This is a genomic window from Neisseria flava (assembly GCF_982712965.1).
This window is the reverse complement of record NZ_CEXQBZ010000110.1, coordinates 1-19256: the sequence shown is the minus strand read 5'-3', so window position 1 is coordinate 19256 and position 19256 is coordinate 1. Positions and strand designations below refer to the sequence as shown.

General features: G+C 52.9%; 17 protein-coding genes. 5 read left to right on the top strand and 12 right to left on the bottom strand.

All coding sequences use genetic code 11. The features are described from left to right. Positions 1–38: 38 nt before the first annotated feature. From oppB to AC5M9B_RS05455, 4 genes are all read right to left on the bottom strand, one after another. Positions 39–959 carry an oligopeptide ABC transporter permease OppB gene (gene oppB / locus AC5M9B_RS05470; protein ID WP_039405341.1) on the bottom strand — a complete coding sequence of 307 codons (921 nt, stop codon included), beginning with the start codon at positions 957–959 and terminating at the stop codon, positions 39–41. Positions 960–1115: 156 nt separating this feature from the next. Then, positions 1116–1319 carry a hypothetical protein gene (locus tag AC5M9B_RS05465; protein ID WP_487648346.1) on the bottom strand — a complete coding sequence of 68 codons (204 nt, stop codon included), beginning with the start codon at positions 1317–1319 and terminating at the stop codon, positions 1116–1118. Positions 1320–1349: 30 nt separating this feature from the next. After that, complete coding sequence (locus AC5M9B_RS05460) at positions 1350–3146, bottom strand: aminopeptidase P family protein (protein ID WP_487648345.1); 1797 nt, start codon at positions 3144–3146, stop codon at positions 1350–1352. Between the two features lie 95 nt (positions 3147–3241). Further along, complete coding sequence (locus AC5M9B_RS05455; RefSeq protein WP_019270322.1) at positions 3242–4867, bottom strand: peptide ABC transporter substrate-binding protein; 1626 nt, start codon at positions 4865–4867, stop codon at positions 3242–3244. Between the two features lie 321 nt (positions 4868–5188). On the opposite strand from AC5M9B_RS05455, the gene AC5M9B_RS05450 reads away from it, so the two are divergent. The 3 genes from AC5M9B_RS05450 (at position 5189) to AC5M9B_RS05440 (ending at position 8404) form a co-directional block, all read left to right on the top strand. Then, complete coding sequence (locus AC5M9B_RS05450) at positions 5189–6172, top strand: porin (protein WP_487648344.1); 984 nt, start codon at positions 5189–5191, stop codon at positions 6170–6172. A 524-nt stretch (positions 6173–6696) separates the two neighbouring features. Then, on the top strand, positions 6697–7422 hold the full coding sequence (locus tag AC5M9B_RS05445; protein ID WP_487648343.1) for a metal ABC transporter ATP-binding protein: 726 nt from the start codon (positions 6697–6699) through the stop codon (positions 7420–7422). A 106-nt stretch (positions 7423–7528) separates the two neighbouring features. Next, the gene (locus tag AC5M9B_RS05440) at positions 7529–8404 is read left to right on the top strand and encodes a metal ABC transporter permease (RefSeq protein ID WP_487648342.1); all 876 of its coding nucleotides are present in this window, start codon (positions 7529–7531) and stop codon (positions 8402–8404) included. Positions 8405–8692: 288 nt separating this feature from the next. On the opposite strand, the gene AC5M9B_RS05435 is transcribed toward AC5M9B_RS05440, so the two are convergent. The 3 genes from AC5M9B_RS05435 to clpS all read right to left on the bottom strand — a co-directional run bounded on the left by AC5M9B_RS05435 (position 8693) and on the right by clpS (position 12827). Continuing rightward, complete coding sequence (locus AC5M9B_RS05435) at positions 8693–10114, bottom strand: surface lipoprotein assembly modifier (protein ID WP_487648341.1); 1422 nt, start codon at positions 10112–10114, stop codon at positions 8693–8695. A gap of 114 nt (positions 10115–10228) precedes the next feature. Continuing rightward, the gene (clpA, locus tag AC5M9B_RS05430) at positions 10229–12514 is read right to left on the bottom strand and encodes an ATP-dependent Clp protease ATP-binding subunit ClpA (RefSeq protein ID WP_487648340.1); all 2286 of its coding nucleotides are present in this window, start codon (positions 12512–12514) and stop codon (positions 10229–10231) included. Position 12515: 1 nt separating this feature from the next. Further along, on the bottom strand, positions 12516–12827 hold the full coding sequence (clpS, locus tag AC5M9B_RS05425; protein ID WP_003741750.1) for an ATP-dependent Clp protease adapter ClpS: 312 nt from the start codon (positions 12825–12827) through the stop codon (positions 12516–12518). Positions 12828–13140: 313 nt separating this feature from the next. Here clpS and AC5M9B_RS05420 point away from each other — a divergent pair, with 313 nt between their 5' ends. Next, complete coding sequence (locus AC5M9B_RS05420; protein WP_002217533.1) at positions 13141–13344, top strand: cold-shock protein; 204 nt, start codon at positions 13141–13143, stop codon at positions 13342–13344. Positions 13345–13426: 82 nt separating this feature from the next. Next, entirely contained in the window at positions 13427–13651 is a 225-nt protein-coding gene (locus tag AC5M9B_RS05415) for a branched-chain amino acid ABC transporter (protein WP_146736234.1), read from the top strand. A gap of 69 nt (positions 13652–13720) precedes the next feature. Here AC5M9B_RS05415 and AC5M9B_RS05410 read toward each other — a convergent pair whose 3' ends face one another. The 5 genes from AC5M9B_RS05410 to AC5M9B_RS05390 form a co-directional block, all read right to left on the bottom strand. Next, positions 13721–14080, bottom strand: a complete 360-nt coding sequence (locus AC5M9B_RS05410; RefSeq protein ID WP_101809621.1) for a SpoIIAA family protein — start codon at positions 14078–14080, stop codon at positions 13721–13723. A gap of 23 nt (positions 14081–14103) precedes the next feature. After that, positions 14104–14997: a DMT family transporter gene (locus AC5M9B_RS05405; RefSeq protein ID WP_101809622.1), complete on the bottom strand. Its 894-nt coding sequence runs from the start codon at positions 14995–14997 to the stop codon at positions 14104–14106. A 118-nt stretch (positions 14998–15115) separates the two neighbouring features. Next, complete coding sequence (gene trhA / locus AC5M9B_RS05400; RefSeq protein ID WP_487648373.1) at positions 15116–15733, bottom strand: PAQR family membrane homeostasis protein TrhA; 618 nt, start codon at positions 15731–15733, stop codon at positions 15116–15118. A 334-nt stretch (positions 15734–16067) separates the two neighbouring features. Then, entirely contained in the window at positions 16068–18629 is a 2562-nt protein-coding gene (gene glnD, locus AC5M9B_RS05395; RefSeq protein ID WP_070655989.1) for a [protein-PII] uridylyltransferase, read from the bottom strand. A 51-nt stretch (positions 18630–18680) separates the two neighbouring features. Next, the gene (locus AC5M9B_RS05390) at positions 18681–18998 is read right to left on the bottom strand and encodes a helix-turn-helix domain-containing protein (RefSeq protein WP_019270896.1); all 318 of its coding nucleotides are present in this window, start codon (positions 18996–18998) and stop codon (positions 18681–18683) included. Between the last annotated feature and the right edge of the window lie 258 nt (positions 18999–19256).

Sequence of the window (19256 nt, the reverse complement as noted above, 5' to 3'; positions counted from 1 at the left end):
AAACGGCAAAACCGGTTTTCAGACGACCTTTTTTGCTTTTAATAGCGGATTTTGGGGTCGATCAGGGCGTAGAGGATGTCGAGTATGGCGTTGAAGACGATGGTCAGTACGCCGACGAGGATGGTCAGCCCCAAGATCATGCCGTAGTCGCGGTTGAGCGCGCCGTTGACGAAGAGTTGTCCGATGCCGGGCAAGCCGAAGACGCTTTCGATAACGATGGCGCCGGTGATGATGCCGACGAAGGCGGGAACGAGATAGGAGAGGATGGGCAGCATGGCGGGACGCAGGGCGTGGCGCAGGACGATGCTGTTCATGGACAGCCCTTTGGCGCGGGCGGTGCGGATGTAGGGGCTGTTCAACACTTCTATCATCGCGCCGCGCGTGATGCGGGCGAGGCCTGCGACATAGCCGATGGAGAGGGCGGCGACGGGCAGGATAAGGCTGGTCAACGAGCCGTCATTCCAGCCGCCGGCGGGCAGCCATTTGAGGGTGATGGCGAAGATGAAAATCATGATGGGGGCTTTGACGAAGCTGGGGACGACGATGCCGGTCATGGCGGCGGTCATGATGGTGTAGTCCGCCCATGTGTTGCGCCTGAGTGCGGCGATGGTGCCCATGAGTACGCCCAAGACGGTCGAGATGATGAAGGCGTACACGCCCAGTTCGACGGAAACGGGCAGGGCTTGGGCGAGCAGCTCGTTGACGTTGTAGTCTTTGTATTTGAACGAGGGACCGAGGTCGCCGTGGGCGAGTTGTTTGAGATAGTTGAAGTATTGCAGGTACATCGGGTCGTTCAGGTGGTATTTGGCTTCGATGTTGGCCAGTACGGCGGGCGGTACGTTTTTGTCGCCGGTGAAGGGACTGCCGGGTGCGAGCCGCATCAGGAAGAATGAGACGGTAATCAGTACTAGCATGGTGGGGATGGCGGAAAGTATGCGGCGGATGATGAATTTCAGCATATCGTACCTGCTCGGGGCGTGGTGGGTCGGAATATGCCTGAATACGGGAAGGCGGTCTGAACGGGTGTTCGGACGCTTGGGATGGTTTCTCTTCTTTGTAGTCAGGCCCTTGGTTTTTGGGTGTGCGGGCTTTTGTTTTATGGTCGTCTGAAAACTTTAGAATAGGATTTCGGACGGTTTTTTATTGTGGCAGTCGCGGGCGGAAGCCTGCGTTTTGGGGTTTGTTTCGGAGGTCGTCTGAAATCGGATTTTGGGTTTCAGACGACCTTTTTGCTGGTGTTTTTCGTGGGCAAAGCCCATGCTACGGTCGCTTTTCAGACGACCTTTTGATGTTGGCGCGGGTTCGTGGTTAGAACCCACGCCACAGTCGTTTTCAGACGACCTTCGCGGTTAACGCGCCAGCGGTTCGGTGCGTTTGATCAGCCATGCTTTTGCCGCGCCTGCGGTCAGCGGCTCGAGGCGGCGGCGGACTTCGGCGTGGTAGCGGTTGACCCAGTCGATTTCGCCGTCGGTCATCATGGCGGTATCCATCAGGCGGGTGTCGATGGGGCAGAGGGTCAGGGTTTCGAAGTAGAGGAAGCTGCCGAACTCGGTTTCCTGCGGGTTGGCGACGGCTTGGTTGGCGGCGAGGTTCTCAATGCGGATGCCCCATTTGCCGGGACGGTAGAGTCCGGGTTCGATGGAGGTTACCATGCCTTTTTTCATGGCGTGCTGCGGGCCGGGAACGGCGGCGCAGGCGATGACTTGCGGACCTTCGTGGACGTTGAGGAAATAGCCTACGCCGTGGCCTGTACCATGACCGTAGTCGCATTGCGCCTGCCACAGGGGTTTGCGGCAGATGGCGTCTATCATCGGCGAGAGGATGTTTTCGGGGAACACGGCTTCGGCAAGCGCGATATGGGCTTTGAGGACGAGGGTGTTGTCGCGTTTTTGTTCGGCACTCGGTGTGCCGACGGGGACGACGCGGGTGATGTCGGTCGTGCCGCCTTTGTATTGCGCGCCGGAGTCGATGAGCAGGAGGCCGTTGCCGCTGATGGTGCTGTGGCTTTCGGGCGTTGCGCTGTAATGCGGCAGGGCGGCGTTGGCGTTGAAGCCCGCGATGGTGTCGAAACTCAACGAAATGAAGCCCGGACGTGCGCTGCGGTAGCGGTGGAGCATGGTGTCCACGTCGATTTCGGTCAGGCTGCCGCCGTTGTCGATGATGTCTTCAAACTCGGCGAAGAAGCCGCACAACGCCGCGCCGTCGTGTTCCATCGCTTCGCGGATGTGGACGATGTCGGCTTCGGATTTGACGGATTTGAAGAAGGTGGACGGGTTGATGCTCTCGATAAGGCGCACGCTTTCGGGCAGGCGCACGAGCGTGCTGACGGCGGTTTTGTTCGGCTCGATGAGCAGCGCGCCGCTGATTTGCGCGAGTTTGTCGGCAACTTGGGCATAAGGTTCGACCGTGATGCCGGAGGTTTGCAGCGCGGCGGCGGCTTCGGCGTTAAGACGACCTTGGTCGGTAAACAGGACGGCGTTGTCTTTGCCGATCAGCAGGAAGGACACGAACACAGGGTTGAATGGTACGTCGCTGCCGCGCAGGTTGGTCAGCCAAGCGATGTCGTCAAGCGAGGAAACCAAGTGGTAATCCGTGCCTTTTTCCGCCATGACGGCGCGCACGCGGGCGAGTTTTTCGGCAGCGGTTTCGGAGACGTAGGTGGGGTCGTGGATGAACACGGTTTCGGCGGGGATGGAGGGGCGGCTGCTCCATACGCGGTCAAGCAGGTCGTCGGGGTGTTCGATGCGGATGTTTTTGGCGGCTAGGGATTGCGCCAAAGTGCGTTTGCCGGTGAGCGACACCATATCGGAAGGGATGCCGACTGCGGCGTTTTCGGGCAGGTTTGCCGCGAGCCAGTCGTTGTACGGCGGAACTTGCCCGCTTTTTTGCAGCTCGATGCCGCTGCCCGCAAGCTGTTTGGTGGCTTGTTCCCAATAGCGGCTGTCCACCCACACGCCTGCTTCATCGGCGGTAACGACGAAAGTGCCGACCGAGCCGGTAAAGCCCGACAACTCGCGGCGCGCCTGCCAGTGTGCGGGCAGATATTCGGAAAGATGGGGGTCGGCGGAGGGGATGACGAGTGCGTCCAAGCCTTGCGCCTTCATGGCTTCGCGCAATGCGGACAGGTAATTCGATACGGTATTCATGAACGGGATTCTCCAATAGGGTTTCGCGGTTTCAGACGACCTCTTCAATTTAGTGTACAGGGAGGTCGTCTGAAAAACGTGTCTATGTTATCAAATCACTTCTTGGGTGCAAACGACCAATTCTTGACGGTGTAGTTTTTCAGCGGGTCGCGGTCGGAGTAGCCTTGGATGTCGGGTTTCACCAGATTGATACTGACTTGGTGATACAGCGGGATAAAGGCATCGTCGCGTTGCAGCATTGCCTCGGCGCTGACGTAGCGGCGGGCGCGCTCTTCGGCGGAAATACCCGCTTCGAGCGTGCTGTCCATCAGCTTGTCAAACTCGGGGGCTTTGTAGCGGACGGCGTTGTTCGGATTGTTGGATTTGAAAATATTGAGCATGCCCGCAGGGTCGTTGTAGTCGGAACACCAGCCTGCAAACGCCATGCTGAAATTACCTTGCATACGGGTGTCCAAAAAGGTTTTCCATTCTTCGTTCATCAGCGTGGGGCGCACAAACGGCACGGTCGCCTTCCAAACGGATTGCAGCGCGGTAATCTGTTTCTTGGCGGCCTCGCTGGTGGTATAGATGATTTGGAACTCGAACGGTTTCTCTTCGCTGTAACCCGCTTCACGCAAGAGTTTTTCTGCTTCGGCAATACGCGCTTCGCGCTTGAGCGGCTTCCACACGGGGGCAGATTCGCCGCCGCCCTGCATATTCGGCGGGGTAAGCTGGAACGCTTCTTGGTCGCCGCGTCCGGCAACCTTGGTAATGATGGCGCGGTCGGTCAGCAGGTTGAGCGCGCGGCGGACTTTGGGATTTTTAAATTCGGCGGATTCTAAGTTCGGCTCTAAAAACCAAGAACACAGCAAAGTCGCGCGCCGAACCTGTCCGGGAAATTCTTTTTCGGCAATCTTAATCTGGTCGGAAGGAATGCCGTAGGTAACATCTACTTCGTCGGCGCGGTAGCGGTCGTATTCTTTGCCGATGGCGAGGAACACTGCCTGCGGGATGGATACTTTTTTGCTGTCATAATAAGCAGGGTTTTTATCCATGGTGATGTGGCTGTTGACGTGCCATTCTTTGAGGATGTATGCGCCGCTGGAGACATAATTGCCCGGCTGCGTCCATTTTTCGCCGAATTTCTCGACGGTGGCGCGGTGGACGGGATAGGTGAATTGCTGAATTAGCATATCGGGGAAATACGGCACAGGCGCGGTGAGCGTGAATTGCAGCGTTTTCGCGTCCAAAGCCTTCACGCCCAAAGTATCGGGCTTCGCCTTGCCTTGCAAAATCTCCGCCGCGCCCTGTACTTTCGCGTCCTCCAAGTAGCTGCTGTAAGGCGCGGCGGTTTCGGGATCGGCGAGGCGGCGGAAGCTGTACACGAAATCTTCGGCGGTAATCGGATCGCCGTTGCTCCATTTCGCATCGCGCAGGTGGAACGTCCAAACGCGCCCTTCATCCGACGGCTCCCATTTCAACGCCAGCGCAGGAATGGTTTTGCCTTCGTCATCCGTACCGACCAAGCCGTCCATCATCTGACGGATAATCGCGCCTGCCGCCATATCCGAGCTTTTCTGCGGGTCGAGCGTACTCGGTTCGACCGCATTGCTGATGACGATTTTATTGTATTCGCTGCGTTTGAATTCAGGCGCGGGCTTGACTTCGCGGTTGCACGCCGACAGCGCGAACACCACGGCAAGCGATAAAGCCGATACGGAATAAAGTTTGGTCGGCAGCACGTTGTTTCTCCTCTTTTCCTTATCTCCCCTCCATTTGCGTCTTGTAGAAATAAAAAATTACATACGACTACAAGATAGGGAAATATTCTGATTTTGGGCGGATAAAAAGATTTATTCTCTATGGATATTCGAAAAAATCCGCCTGTTTTTGGAATTGGTTTGCAAGATAACACAAAAAAACGCCGTAAAAAACATTTTTTGAAATAATTTGAAATAAAAGTTACAAGTGATTACAAAAATATTGATTTTTTTGCAAGCCTCAAATAGTATAAAACCCTGTTTAAACACAGACCCAGAAAAATTAAGCAAAAGGAGAATAAAATGAAGAAGTTACTGATGATTGTGGTTGCCGTCCCGCTTGCCGTTCCTGCTTTGGCGTCCGATAACGAAGCCAAAATCGGCGGACGGATATTTACCTCCATCGAGCACGAACGCAACGGCAAAGGCCAATCCGCTACCGATATATCCGACAACAACAGCCGCATCTGGATTATGGGCAGTGAAAAACTCGACAAAGACCTCAAGCTCATCTACGGCGTCAATTCATTCGTCGCCTTCGACTACAACGGCTGGAGTACGGACGACTCCTATATCGGTCTGCGCGGCGATTTCGGCACCGTCCGTGCCGGCTGGCTCAGTACCCCCATGCACTACCTGACCGGCCACCAAGACGCATTCAACGGCAACAACCACACCCAAACCATGGGACGCATGACCCGTTTCGGTGGCCGTGAAATCGCACTGAACTACGAATCCAAAACCTTTGACAACGGCTTCAACTACCGCGTCCAAATCGCGCCCGGTGCCAACAAATACAAAGACAGGAAACGTAACAGCGACTGGATGGCAGGCGTAGGTTTGCACTACAAACACCCGACCAACGGCTTCAACGCCCACTACGCCCTCGAATACGCCCGCAACGGCTCGCCTGACGATACGAAAGATAGACAGGTTCATTCCATGAAAGTCGGCTACGACAAAGACGACCTTTACCTCGCCGCCGGTATGATGTACGCCCGCAATGTCGCCGACAAATTCCACTGGGAAGACGAAACCAAAACCAATACCAACACCCGCGATTTCCAAGTGACCGCCGGCTACACCATGGGCAACATCACCCCCAAACTCGGCGTCGCCTACGGCCGCTCCGATACCGGCAAGAACTACAAACAGCTTGCGTTTAACACTGAATACAAATTCTCCAAACGCACTACCCTCTCGTTCAACTCAGGCGTAGTCAAAGAAAGCAAAGACCCCAAAACCGGCTGGGCGGCAGGCATTTCGCTGGAACACAGCCTGCAATAACACGGGATTTGAAGCATAAAAGGTCGTCTGAAAATCTAAATATGGGTTTTCAGACGACCTTTTGTAATTGGCTTCATTGCTTGCTGATGTAGGTAGGATACTTGTATCCGACAACTGCTTGAAATTTTCTACATTGCCTAATTAGGGTTTGAATGTTGATAACGTTGGATACTCATATCCGGTCTACTGACTCCTGAATCAGGACAATAAGCCGGGTCGTTTCTTCGTAGGCCAAGGCACACGCCGCTTATACGGGCAATCTGCCTGCACCGGCTTTGAAAAAGGTCGTCTGAAAACGGCAGATGCTTTGTCCACAAGAATCGTGCCTATATCCGGATACTGCCTTTATGTTTACAATCATAATGTTATAAAGTATCATCTTTGCTTTTGTTTCATTTTGAACACATCGTCTTTAATTCCGATATTGTTATGAATTCCATTTTACTCACCGGATTGTTCCAACGCTTACTGATTGCGCTTTTCGCTTTGGCGGCGGTTTGGGGCATGTATTTTTGGGCGGTTGCATGAGTATCGTTGTTGAAAATCTGACGGTCAGCTACCGGACACGGCCTGCCGTACACCATGTCGGCATCGAATTTGCCGAGCATTCGATGTGGGCGGTCTGCGGGCCGAACGGGGCGGGCAAATCAACTTTTTTAAAAGCAGTGATGGGTTTGCAGCAAGTCGATACGGGATGCGTCCTCCTGCAAAACCTGCAACGCAAAGACATCGCCTACCTGCCGCAGCAGTCTGACATCGACCGCGGCCAGCCGATGACGGTTTTCGAACTGGCGGCGATGGGTTTGTGGTACGAAATCGGCTTTTTCGGACGGGTTGACGCGGCGCAGCGTACCCGCGTTTTGGATGCGCTTGCACGCGTCGGTATGCGGGATTTTGCCGACAGGCAGATCGCGCATTTGTCCAACGGCCAGTTTCAGCGCGTTTTATTTGCGCGTATGCTGGCGCAGGGGGCAAAATTCCTGCTTTTGGACGAACCTTTCAACGCCGTCGATGCGCGCACGACTTACGCGCTTTTGGACGTATTGCGCCAATGCAATGAGGAAGGGCAGGCAATTATCGCCGTGTTGCACGATTATGCGCAGGTACGCGATTATTTTTCGGACACGCTGTTGCTGGCCCGGGAAAAGGTTGCGGCGGGCAGAACGCCGTCCGTCCTGACCGATGAAAACCTTGCCCGCGCGAATATGCTGATGCAGCGGCAGGAGTCTGAGGACTGGTGCGACGTATAGTTTGCGCCGCCCCCTTGTAAAGTAGTACGTCGTCTGAAAGACGCGGCGAAGGATTTTCAGACGACGTTTCCCATTTTCAGAAGTTTTCCCTTATTTACCGGATACCATGAATTTATACGATTTGCTGATTTCCCCTTTTGCGGAATTCGACTTTATGCGCTATGCGCTTGCGTCGGTATTTTGTCTGGCTTTGAGTGCCGCTCCGGTCGGCGTGTTCCTGGTCATGCGGCGCATGAGCCTGGTAGGCGATGCTTTGAGCCATGCCGTCCTGCCCGGCGCGGCAATCGGCTATATGTTTGCGGGGCTGAGCCTGCCTGCAATGAGCGTCGGCGGGTTTGCAGCAGGCTTGCTGATGGCGCTTTTGGCGGGTTTGGCGAGCCGTTTTACATCGTTGAAGGAAGATGCCAACTTTGCCGCCTTTTATCTGAGCAGTCTGGCAATCGGTGTGGTTTTGGTCAGTAAAAACGGCAGCAGCGTCGATTTGCTGCATCTCTTGTTCGGGTCGGTCTTATCGGTGGATATTCCCGCGCTGCAACTGATTGCCGCCTCGGCAAGCGTTACGGTAACGGCATTGGCGATTATTTACCGCCCGCTGGTTTTGGAAAGCATTGACCCGCTGTTTCTGAAGGCGGTCGGCGGGAAGGGCAGCTTTTGGCACGTCGTTTTCCTGATTTTGGTGGTGATGAACCTTGTTGCAGGCTTTCAGGCACTTGGTACGCTGATGTCGGTCGGTCTGATGATGCTGCCGTCGATTACCGCGCGGCTCTGGGCGAAAAGCATGGGCGCGTTGATGGCTTTGTCCGTCTTTATCGCACTGGTCTGCGGTTTTGCCGGACTGCTGTTTTCCTATCACGTCGAAATTCCGTCCGGACCTGCGATTATCTTGTGCTGTGGCGTGCTGTATGCCGTATCGCTGGTGTTCGGAGGGGAAGGCGGTATATTGGGTAAATGGTTCAAGCGTCGGAAGCATAAGGCCTTGTGAAGGGCAGTTGTGCAAGCTGAAAATCAAAAAGGTCGTCTGAAAAGCTGCTTGGGCTTTCAGACGACCTTTTTATCGGGTTTACCGCTCGGATTTTCGAATCCGATTTATTGTTATTCAAACAGAAACGCTTCAATCGGCGTTATTCTCGCGAAGGTGAAGATACACTTTTAATTTTGACAACCGTTTTTCAAATACCTATTTCTCAAGATTTTCGACGGATTCCTGCCGATGCGGGAATCTCGGCGGATGGCGGGCAGAGTGTTTTTCCAACCCCTTATCCCTGCTGCTTCAAAACTGTTTCTCCACGCTGACGAATGTCTGCATACTTTTGCGGGAATAGAAGCCGCTCATATTGCTGTCGATTTTGAGATAACGGAAATTCAAATGCGGCACTAAGCCTTTCCATGAAATTTTATTGTGCCAAACAGAGGCATTTGCCTGATATTCATGGTCTTTTCGGGTCAGACGGTACACCAGGCTTCCCGGCGCATCAAAGGTACGGCGGGCGTAGCGCAGGTTGGTGCGGATGCCGAATCCGTTCTCAAACGCTTTCGCCGCGCCGAAGCGTATGCCCTTGCGTACGGATGCCTGCTCCGCTTCTTTGGTCATGTCGTGCGACCAGTCTGCGCCGCCGTAGAGCAGCCAGTTTTTCGGTGCAGAGTATGCCAGCGTTGCCCCCGCCAGCGGCATATGGCTGTTGTAACGCGCTGCCGAGCCGCTGTTCCGATAGTATTTTTTGATATAGCCTGCATTGAGCGAGAGCCGCCATTTTTCGTTCAGACGACGTGAAAAATCGGTATGGATACCGGTTTCGCGATTATAGCGTTTGCCGCCCAGCCAGTTTTGCTCGGCAAACGGTACAACCCCGAAAGATTGCACCGCCGAACGGTTTTTATAGCCTGCCGCCAAGCGCAGGCTTTGCTCGTTAAAATCCTGATTGTCCCAATAATGCACGCCGTCGCCGCTCAAGCTGCCGTAAACAAAATGATGTCCGCCCACATTGATTTCACGCGACACGCCTGCACCATAGCGGATACCGTGCGCCTTTTGCGGCAGGCTGTCAGCGGTTTTATTCCAGCGTCTGCCGTTCCATTCTATAACGCGCTCGGACGAGGCATTGTTCACATTATCGGTCTGCTCGTATTGCAGCGAAATATCGGGCTGCCAGCTTTGCGCCGATTCAATGGAAGCAAGATAGCGGTCGGCAAGTTGCTGCATGGGTGGCTGCAAATCCGGTTTTGCCCGTTTCAATTCAGCTTTTGCCTCATGGTACTGTTTGTTTTCAAACATCATGACGCCCAAATCGAAACGCGGATACGCCAAATCGGGATGTTTTGCCAAAATGCCGCGATAGAGCGATACAGCCTCACCATGCCGCAACTGACTGCGCCGCAAGGCGCCTAAAGCATAATCGTATAAAACGGCATCCCGGTCGGGCGCGGCTTTATATTGCGCCAACAAGCCTTCCAGCGTCTTCCAGTCCCGTCCGATTAATGCACGGTTGATCTGTGCTTCCAATGAGGAATCAGCAGAAAGGTCGTCTGAAAGCCTCTGTTCTGCGGATTTGTCGTCGGTAAAATCTTTTGAAGGTGTTTCGCTGTTAGGCTGCTTGTCAAAAAATACAGGCGCAGGTACACGGACAACGGGTGTATCGGCAAGGGCGACCGTTGGGAAAGAGAGCATCAGTAAGACGAGATGATTTTTATTCATTTTATTCAGTGGGATATGGATGGCAGGAGTATCCTGTCATTATACGGATAACGCGGTGAAAATGGTCGAAAAGGTCGTCTGAAACATTTTCAGACGACCTTTTGCCTTTATGCGTCAAACCGCGGCTGCTTCAGGTTTGGCTTTGTTTTTCTTGAATTTCAACACGGCTTCTTCTTTTGCCGCATCCCAGTCTATCCGTACGAAGCCGCCGTCGGTGAGTTTGCCGAACAGGAGTTCGTCGGCGAGCGGTTTGCGGATTTTTTCCTGAATCAGGCGGTGCATCGGGCGCGCGCCCATTTGCGGGTCGAAACCTTTTTCCGCCAGATATTTGCGCAATGCCGGTGTGAATTCGGCTTCGACTTTTTTGTCGAGGAGCTGGTGTTCGAGCTGGAGCAGGAATTTGTCCACGACTTTGGCGATGATGGGTTCGGACAAGGGCGCAAACGGGATAATCGCGTCCAAGCGGTTGCGGAACTCGGGCGTGAAGAGTTTGTTGATCGCCTGCATTTCGTCGCCGCGTTCGCGCTTGGCGGTAAAGCCGAGGCTGGGACGGCTGAGGCTTTCCGCGCCTGCGTTGGTGGTCATGATCAGGATGACGTTGCGGAAATCGGCACTCTTGCCGTTGTTGTCGGTCAGTTTGCCTGCGTCCATGACTTGCAGGAGGACGTTGAAAATGTCGGGGTGGGCTTTTTCGATTTCGTCCAAGAGTAATACGCAGTGCGGATGTTTGTTGGCGGCTTCGGTCAAAAGGCCGCCCTGGTCGAAGCCGACGTAGCCCGGTGGCGCACCGATAAGGCGCGATACGGCGTGGGGCTCCATGTATTCGGACATGTCGAAGCGTTGCAGCGGTACGCCCATCGAGTAGGCAAGCTGTTTGGCGACTTCGGTTTTGCCGACGCCGGTCGGGCCGGAGAAGAGGAAGCTGCCTATGGGTTTGTCGGGCAGGGCGAGACCGGAGCGCGACATTTTGACGGCGGCAACTAGCGCGTCGATGGCGTTTTCCTGACCGTAAACCATGTTTTTCAGATCGCGTCCGAGGAATTGCAGCACTTGTTTGTCGTCGTGCGACACGGTTTTTTCGGGAATCCGCGCGACTTTGGCGATGACGGTTTCGATTTGCGCTTTGCCGATGACTTTTTTCTGTTTGGATTTGGGCAAAATCCTTTGCGCCGCGCCTGCTTCGTCCATTACGTCGATGGCTTTGTCGGGCAGGAAACGCTCGTTGATGTAGCGGGCGGAGAGTTCGGCGGCAGCTTCGAGTGCGCCTTGCGTATAGCGGACTTGGTGGAAATCTTCAAACATCGGTTTCAAACCGCGCAGGATTTGAACGGTCTCGGAAACGGTGGGTTCGACCACGTCGATTTTTTGGAAGCGGCGGCTTAAGGCGTGGTCTTTGTCGAAAATGGTACGGTATTCGTCGTAAGTGGTTGCGCCGATACAGCGCAATGAGCCTTTCGCCAGCGCGGGTTTGAGCAGGTTGGACGCGTCCATCGTGCCGCCGCTGGTGCTGCCCGCGCCGATGATGGTGTGGATTTCGTCGATAAACAAAATGGCTTGCGGGATTTTTTCAAGCTGTTTCAAGACGGATTTGACCCGCGCTTCAAAGTCGCCGCGGTATTTCGTGCCCGCCAAAAGCGAACCCATATCCAGCGCGTACACTTCGGCATCTTTGAGCGCGTCGGGAATATCGCCGTTGACGATTTGATGCGCCAAGCCTTCCGCCAACGCGGTTTTGCCCACGCCTGCTTCACCGACCAAAAGCGGATTGTTTTTGCGGCGGCGGCACAGGATTTGTACCAGCCTTTCCATTTCGTGTTTTCTGCCGATTAAGGGGTCAATGCGGCCGGCTTTGACTTCAGCGTTGAGGTTGACGGTGTAGTCCGACAGCGAGCCGCTTTTCGATTCGACGGGGTCGTCTGAATCATTGTCGGGGTCGTCTGAAAAGCTTTTGTGTTCATCGTCTTCAGTTGCACCGTGGGCAATGCAACGCAAAACTTCAAAACGCGTAACCGATTGCAGCTTGAGGAAATAGACGGCGTGGCTGTCGGTTTCGCTCATCAGCGCCACCAAAACGTCCAAAGGCTCGACCAAGCCTTTGCCTGCGGATTGGGTATGCACCATTGCGCGCTGGATGACACGTTGGAAGCCGAGCGTGGGCTGGGTTTCGACCGTGTCTAAAAGGTGCTCGGGAATCTGCGGGGTATTTTCGGCAACGCTGGCGGCGAGTTGTTCGGACACCACTTTCAAATCCGCACCGCAGAGCTTGAGAACGTTGGGGACGGAGGCATCTTCTTCGATTAACACCAAAAGCAGATGCTCGGGGCTGATAAATTCGTAATGAGCCTTACGCGCCTCACGGTAAAGCTGTTGCAAAATCTGTTCCAATTCGGGTGAAAGCATATTAAATCTCCTCGACAATACATTGCAGCGGATGCCCTTCGGCTTTTGCCCGCTGCATGACTTGTTGTTGTTTGGTTTGGGCGATGTCCCGTGTGTAAGTGCCGCACAAGCCTTTGCCTTCGTGATGAACCAAGAGCATCACCGCCACCGCCTGCTCTTCTCCGAGCATAAAGATTTCGGTCAGGATTTCGACAACAAATTCCATCGTGGTGTAATCGTCGTTCAGCAAAAATACGCCGTAACGTTTCGGCGGGGCGGTTTTTTGGTCGCTTAAAAGTGTATCGGATTCGTGATGTGTGTTTGGGTTGTTCATAAATATTTATGGCTTTATGGAAGAGGGGTTGTTTCAGACGACCTTGCTAAAGATTTAATACCTAATAAATCTATAAATATAGTGATTATAGAGTTTGATTTCAATTTCTGTTGTATTTTGGTCTGTTTCCGCCATTTTCGCACTTTTTCCCTTATATGGCTTGACGTTTTGACTTAACAAATGTAAAAAGACGGTTAAGCAGAAGCCGGCACTCGACCAAGTATATAAAGCTAGGAAGAAACGCTGAACGTTTAAGTTTGCTGTATGCCTTATTTTGCTGATTTTGTTAATTTTTAAGTATAGGAAGTTTCTAATGGCAACCGGTATCGTAAAATGGTTTAACGACGCTAAAGGTTTTGGTTTCATCACTCCTGACGAAGGCGGCGAAGATCTGTTCGCTCACTTCTCAGCGATCAACATGGAAGGTTTCAAAACCCTGAAAGAAGGCCAACGCGTGTCTTTCGACGTAACCACCGGCCCTAAAGGCAAACAAGCTGCTAACATTCAGGCTGCTTAATTAAACGTGCGGCTTATGCCGTAGAATAATGGCGGGATTGATTCCCCGCCATTTTTTATTGTCTATGAGAAACGGAATCCATATGGCAGAAGACAAACAAAATGCCGCCTACGAAAACGCCCTGCGGCAGCTGAACGAACTCATTGTGCATTTGCGCAGCAGCGGGGAAGTGAGCTGCGCTGTGGCGGAACAAGAAGACCTGATGCTGATACGGCTTGCCGATTTGAAAATCGATTTGAGGCCGAATGATGAAAAGGCGATAGCGGATATCGACCGGTTTTACCGCTGCCATTTGGGGGGCAAGTAAAAACAGTTTCAGGTTTTGGGAAATAAAAAATAAAACGGCACGCCAAGGCGTGCCGTTTTATTTTCGAGATTAAGGTTTAAGGTTGCTTGCCAGCAGCCATTCTTGAGCCTTTGTGGCATCATCGAAATATTTGGGGTGTTGGTTGGTCAAGAGGCTGGAGAGGCGCGCGCCGAGTTTGATCCAGATGTCGTCTGTAATGACGGCAACCCGGCCAAAATCGTTTTCGTGTTGATTGAGGAATTTTATTTGTTCTACCGCCATATCGATGGTGAAGTCTTTCAGCATGGACAAATCTAAGAGTATGTCGGGCAGGTGGATTTTTTGTTTGCTTTCCAACAGGGCGGATTCGAGTTGGCGGAAGTTGTCCAGCGTAAACTCATTGTACAACGCTACATTCAAACCATAAGACTGCTCTCGGATGGAAATCATCATGCTCTCCTTGTTTGAGGACATCAATGTCCGGAAAACCATTTTTTAATCGCAACCGGCCGGATACCGCTCAGTACGCCGCTTGCTACAATAATAATCATACCAAAGGTTTCCTGCCAAGTAACGCTATCTCCTAAAAACATTACGCCTGACAATGCGGAGAAAACGACAGTCAGGTAGGACAGTGAAGCGACAGTGAATTTGTTGCCGACTTTATAAGCGCGGGTCATGCAGAGTTGGGCGATGGTTGCGGACAGCCCGATACCTGCCAAGTAGGGTAATGCCTCGGCAGATAAGGAATGCCAGCCGGTCAGCGTCGCCCAAACCGCCGACATGGCGACGCTGGTTACCGACAGGTAAAAAACGACCCGCCAGCCCGGTTCGCCAAGCAGGGACAATTCGCGTACCTGTAAATACGCCCAGCCCGACATCGCTCCGCCTGCCAAGCCTGCCAATGCGGCAATTTCTTGTCCGCCTTTGAACGAAGGGTTTAGCAGTAGGACGACACCGATAAAGCCGAATACCAATATTGCCTGCGTATAAAATGCAATCCGTTCTTTTAAAATCAAAAATGAGAATACGGCCAAAAAAATCGACGAGGTATAGCTTAAGGTTACTCCTGTTGCCAGCGGCAGGTGGGTAACGGCATAAAACAGGCACAACATCGCCGCTGTGCCGATGACGCTGCGGTTGAGGTGGATTTTCCAATACCGCGTGGCAAATGTGTCTCCCCGCATTTTCGCTATGGCGGCAAGCATGACGGCTGCAAAGCTCATGCGCCAGAAAACCAATTCGCCGCTGCTGAAGCCGAATTTTCCCGCTGCCGCTTTGATGCAGAGGTTCATGACGGTAAAACCGAGTGTGGCGATGATAATCCATGCGGAACCGAGCGGATCCTTAGTCGCGGTTTGGTTCATTTTGATATTAATGGATAGATGAGGCGTTCATTATAATGATGTAGGGGTCTTCGGGGAATAAATATTTAAAAAGGTCGTCTGAAAAGTATATCTTGTTTTCAGACGACCTTTTGACGGATTAAAGAACATAGAAATAAATACAGAGAAACTGCGCTATACTGCCGCCTAGGACGAATAGGTGCCAGATGCCGTGTCCGTGTTTGATTTTGGCATCATTAACAAACCAATAAATGCCTGAGCTGTATAAAATACCGCCCAACGTCAGCCAAAACAGCCCGGCAAAGGGAAGGGCACGGACCAGTGGCGATACGGCAACCAAAATCAGCCAACCCATAATGACGTAAATCATCATGGAGAGCAGCCGTTTTTCGCTTTTCCTGCCGATAGTCAGCTCTTGAATAATGCCGAAGAGTGCCAGTCCCCATGATACGCCGAACAATGACCACCCCCAGCCGCCTTTAAGGGGTATCAGCGTAAACGGGGTATAGCTGCCCGCAATCAGCAGGTAAATCATGCAGTGGTCCACTTTTTGCAAAATCGCTTTGATTTTGGGCTGGGGAATGCTGTGGTAAAGCGTGGAGCCAAGATAGAGCAGGATTAAGCAGGTGCCGTAAGTGAGTGCCGAGGCAAGTTGGTAGGGACCGTTTGCCTTGACTGTCATCAGCACTAATGCCGACACTGCCAGCATCGAGCCTGCCAAATGGCTGTACGCATTGAAACGTTCACCGTGATACATAAGAGTAGTTCTCATTTCTTTAGGTGTAGAAAGTGTACGCGAAAGGCAAAGGCGGGGCTAGGATAAAAGGATAAAGATAAGTTAAGGTTGTCTGAAAAAACAAATCTTGGTTTCAGATGACCTTTTGATGTGTAGAGAGCCATTTGTGCTGGATTCGAATAGAGAAGAAACCGTATGTGCGATTGCCTGTTGGCTAAGTTGATTCATATCGACAAGCAGAACAAAAGAAATAGGTTCTTGATTGAAAGTTGTCTCAAAACCAAAAACAGAGGTCGTCTGAAAATCGAAAAACAGGTTTTCAGACGACCTCTTGCTTTTCCTTTAAAACTAACCGTCACACTGACAATTGTTCCAACAAAGCCTGTTTCAACGACGACTGTGTTTTTGGGTTTTTCAAATCGGGGCTGAAGACGATGAAGCTGTCTTCGACGCGTTCGTCCAGCGTGGAAATTTTGGCGTAGCGCAGGCTGACGTTGTGGGCGAAGAAGACTTCCGCCATGTCGGCGAGCAAGAAGGGGCGGTTGACGGCGGTGATTTCGACGGAGTACCAGTCGGGGTAGTCTTCTTCGGGGGTGATGGTAATGCTTGGCGCGATCGGCATGTAGCGGCTGCGGCGGCTGATGCGGCGGCTGTGACTGGAGGTTTCGGCAACGGTGTGTCCGTGGATAAAGCTGTTGAGTTCTGCTTCGAGCGCGCTTTGGATGTCGGGATAGTCTTCGGGGGCGTGCTGCGAGGGGATTTGCACGATGAAGGTGTCGAGGATGTAGTCGTGTTCGGTGATAAAGGCGCGGGCGGCGAGAATGTCGAAGCCGTGGCGGCTGAAGATGCGGCAGAGGCGGGCGAACAGGCGCGGGCCGTTGGGCATGAAGACCATGACTTGAAAGCTGTCGCTTTTGAACAGGATGCGGCTGCGGACGATGGGGGTTTCAAAGTCGTGTACGAGGTTTGCGGCGTGCCACAGGATTTCGCGGGACTGATGGCGGGCGAAGTAGGCGGAACCGAGCGCGTTCCATAGTTTTTTCTGCTGTTTTTCAGGGACGGCGGCTCGGGTGAGCAATTCGGCGGCTTCTTGTTGGCGGCGGCCGAAGAGGGCGTGCGGATTGCCGCCGTTGCCTGCGAGGTAGCGTCCGGCGGCGTGGAACAGGCTTTCCAATAGGCTGGCGCGCCATGCGTTCCAGAGTTTGGGATTGGTGCCGCGGATGTCGGAAATGGTCAGAAGGTAGAGTGCGCTGAGGCGTTCGTGGGTTTGTACGCGTTTGCAGAAGGCATCGAGTACGTCGGGGTCTTGGATGTCTTCTTTTTGGGCGACGGTGGACATGAGCAGGTGGTTTTCGACCAGCCAGGCGAGCAGGTCGCTTTCTTCTTCGGTCAGGAAGTGGTCGGCGGCAAATTGGCGCGCGTCCGTGATGCCTTGTATGGCATGGTCGCCGCCGCGTCCTTTGGCGATGTCGTGGAAGAAGGCGGCGAGATAAAGGATGTCTTGTTTTTCAAAGGACTGCATTAGCGCGGAGGCGTAAGGCAGCTCGTGGCTGTGCATGTCTAGGGCAAGGCGGCGGACGTTGCGGACGACGGCGAGGATGTGGTCGTCCACAGGATAGATGTGGAACAAGTCGTGTTGGAGCAGGCCGACGATTTTTTCCCACGCGGGCAGGTAGCGGCCCAACACGCCGTAGAGGTTGAGAAAGCGCAGGGTTTGGGTCAGTCCGTTGCCGCTGCGGAAAAAGCCGGCGAAGCGGCGGCGGTTTTCAGGATTTTGGTAAAAGCTGCGGTTGATTTTGCGCGTCGCGCCCCACCAAGCGCGCAGGGTTTGCGGTTCGAGCGCAGTAATATCGTTGCGCTGCTGCATGATTTCGACGATTTTGAAAATGTGTTCGGGTCGTCTGAAAAAAATATCGGTGTGCCGTGCGGCGATTTGGTTGTTGACTTGGATGTAGTCGTCGTCAATCCGCAGGGTAACGCGCATCGGCGTGGAGGAAACGCGGCTTTGCAGCATAGGCGTGAGGATGCCGCTCAGTTGTTTGACGGTTTTAATCGCGCGGTAAAACACGCGCATCAGTTCTTCGCTTTGACGGCGGAGGTTCAAGCCTTGATAGCCCATGCTTTCGGCGACTTGCGGCTGCAAATCGAACAGCAGGCGGTCTTCGGCGCGCTTCGCGTTTAAATGCAGATGGATGCGGATGTGGGCGAGGCGGCGGTAGCCGTGTGAAAGCATGCCGGCTTCGGTGCGCGTCAGAATACCTTGTTGTACCAACGCAGGCAGGTTGGCCGCCAAGCCTTGCGCTTTCGCTATCCAAAGCAGGGTATGGATGTCGCGCAGACCGCCCGGACAGCTTTTGATGTTCGGCTCCAATACCGTTCCCGAACCTTGCGATTTGGCATGGCGGTGTTCCATCTCCACCAGTTTTGCTTCGATAAACGCCGCTACATTGCGTTGCGCGTTCATTTTTTCCGTCAACTCGTCTGCTGTCTGGCGGTTGCCGAACAAAAAACGAGCCTCTAAAAACGCCGTGTCCCCTGTAATATCATCGCGCACGCTTTCGCACAGCTCATCAACGCTGCCGCTTTTGACCGACGGCGCAAGTTTCATGTCCCACAAATCCTGCACAAAAGCCGCGATTTTTTCTTGAAGGTCGTCTGAAACGGTTTCAGACGACACGACCGCCAAATCCAAATCAGAATAAGGATACAATTCGCCGCGCCCGAAGCCGCCAGTTGCTATCAGGCATAAACCGCTGTTTTGGAAATGTTTGTCCCAAAGTGCCGCCAGCAAGGTTTCGACTGCCGCCGTGTATTCCTTGAAGAATACTGACACGCGGTTGACTTTCAAATAATGTGATTCGGCGGCATCACGTTGTTGTTTGAAGGTTTCCAATGCTGAAGACAGGTTTGCAGACATTTTTTATTCTTTCGAGTTATGGATGGCATAAGGCTAAAGGTGGTTCGGCGGTCAAATATCGTTTTCAGACGACCTCTGTTGAGTATCGGAGGGATTGGTCATCAGGTTTAGCAGTTCCTGCGGCGGCAGCAGCAACTGATACGCCGCCACGCCCAAAGCCGTCGCCATCTTTTCAATATTCGATAACGCAATGTTCCAGCGTTTGCGCTCCACAGCCGATACATAAGTCCTGTCCAAACCGCATTGTCGCGCCAACTCTTCCTGAGACCAGCCTTTATTCACGCGGAAAAGCCGCATGTTGTACGCCAAGACCGCCCGTAAATCCTGCTCATTAGGCAGTTCAGCAGGCGGAGTCAATTTATTGCTCATGATTTTGCTTTCGGATAAAAGTTTAAATGAAAGAATTTGCTGTTACGGATTTTACTTCACATAAAAACCAAAAAAAGGGGTGGCAACAGCCACACCCAAACACACACACATCAAGAGGAAAGAGATAGAGAGTATTAAATCAAAGCAGATGTATCATCTACTGATCAGAAAATCTTGAGGACTTTGAGAAATGTCGTCTCAGTTCCAATGTCGGCGATTATAAATGAAACTCAATTTGGAGCTTTGATTCAAATCAAG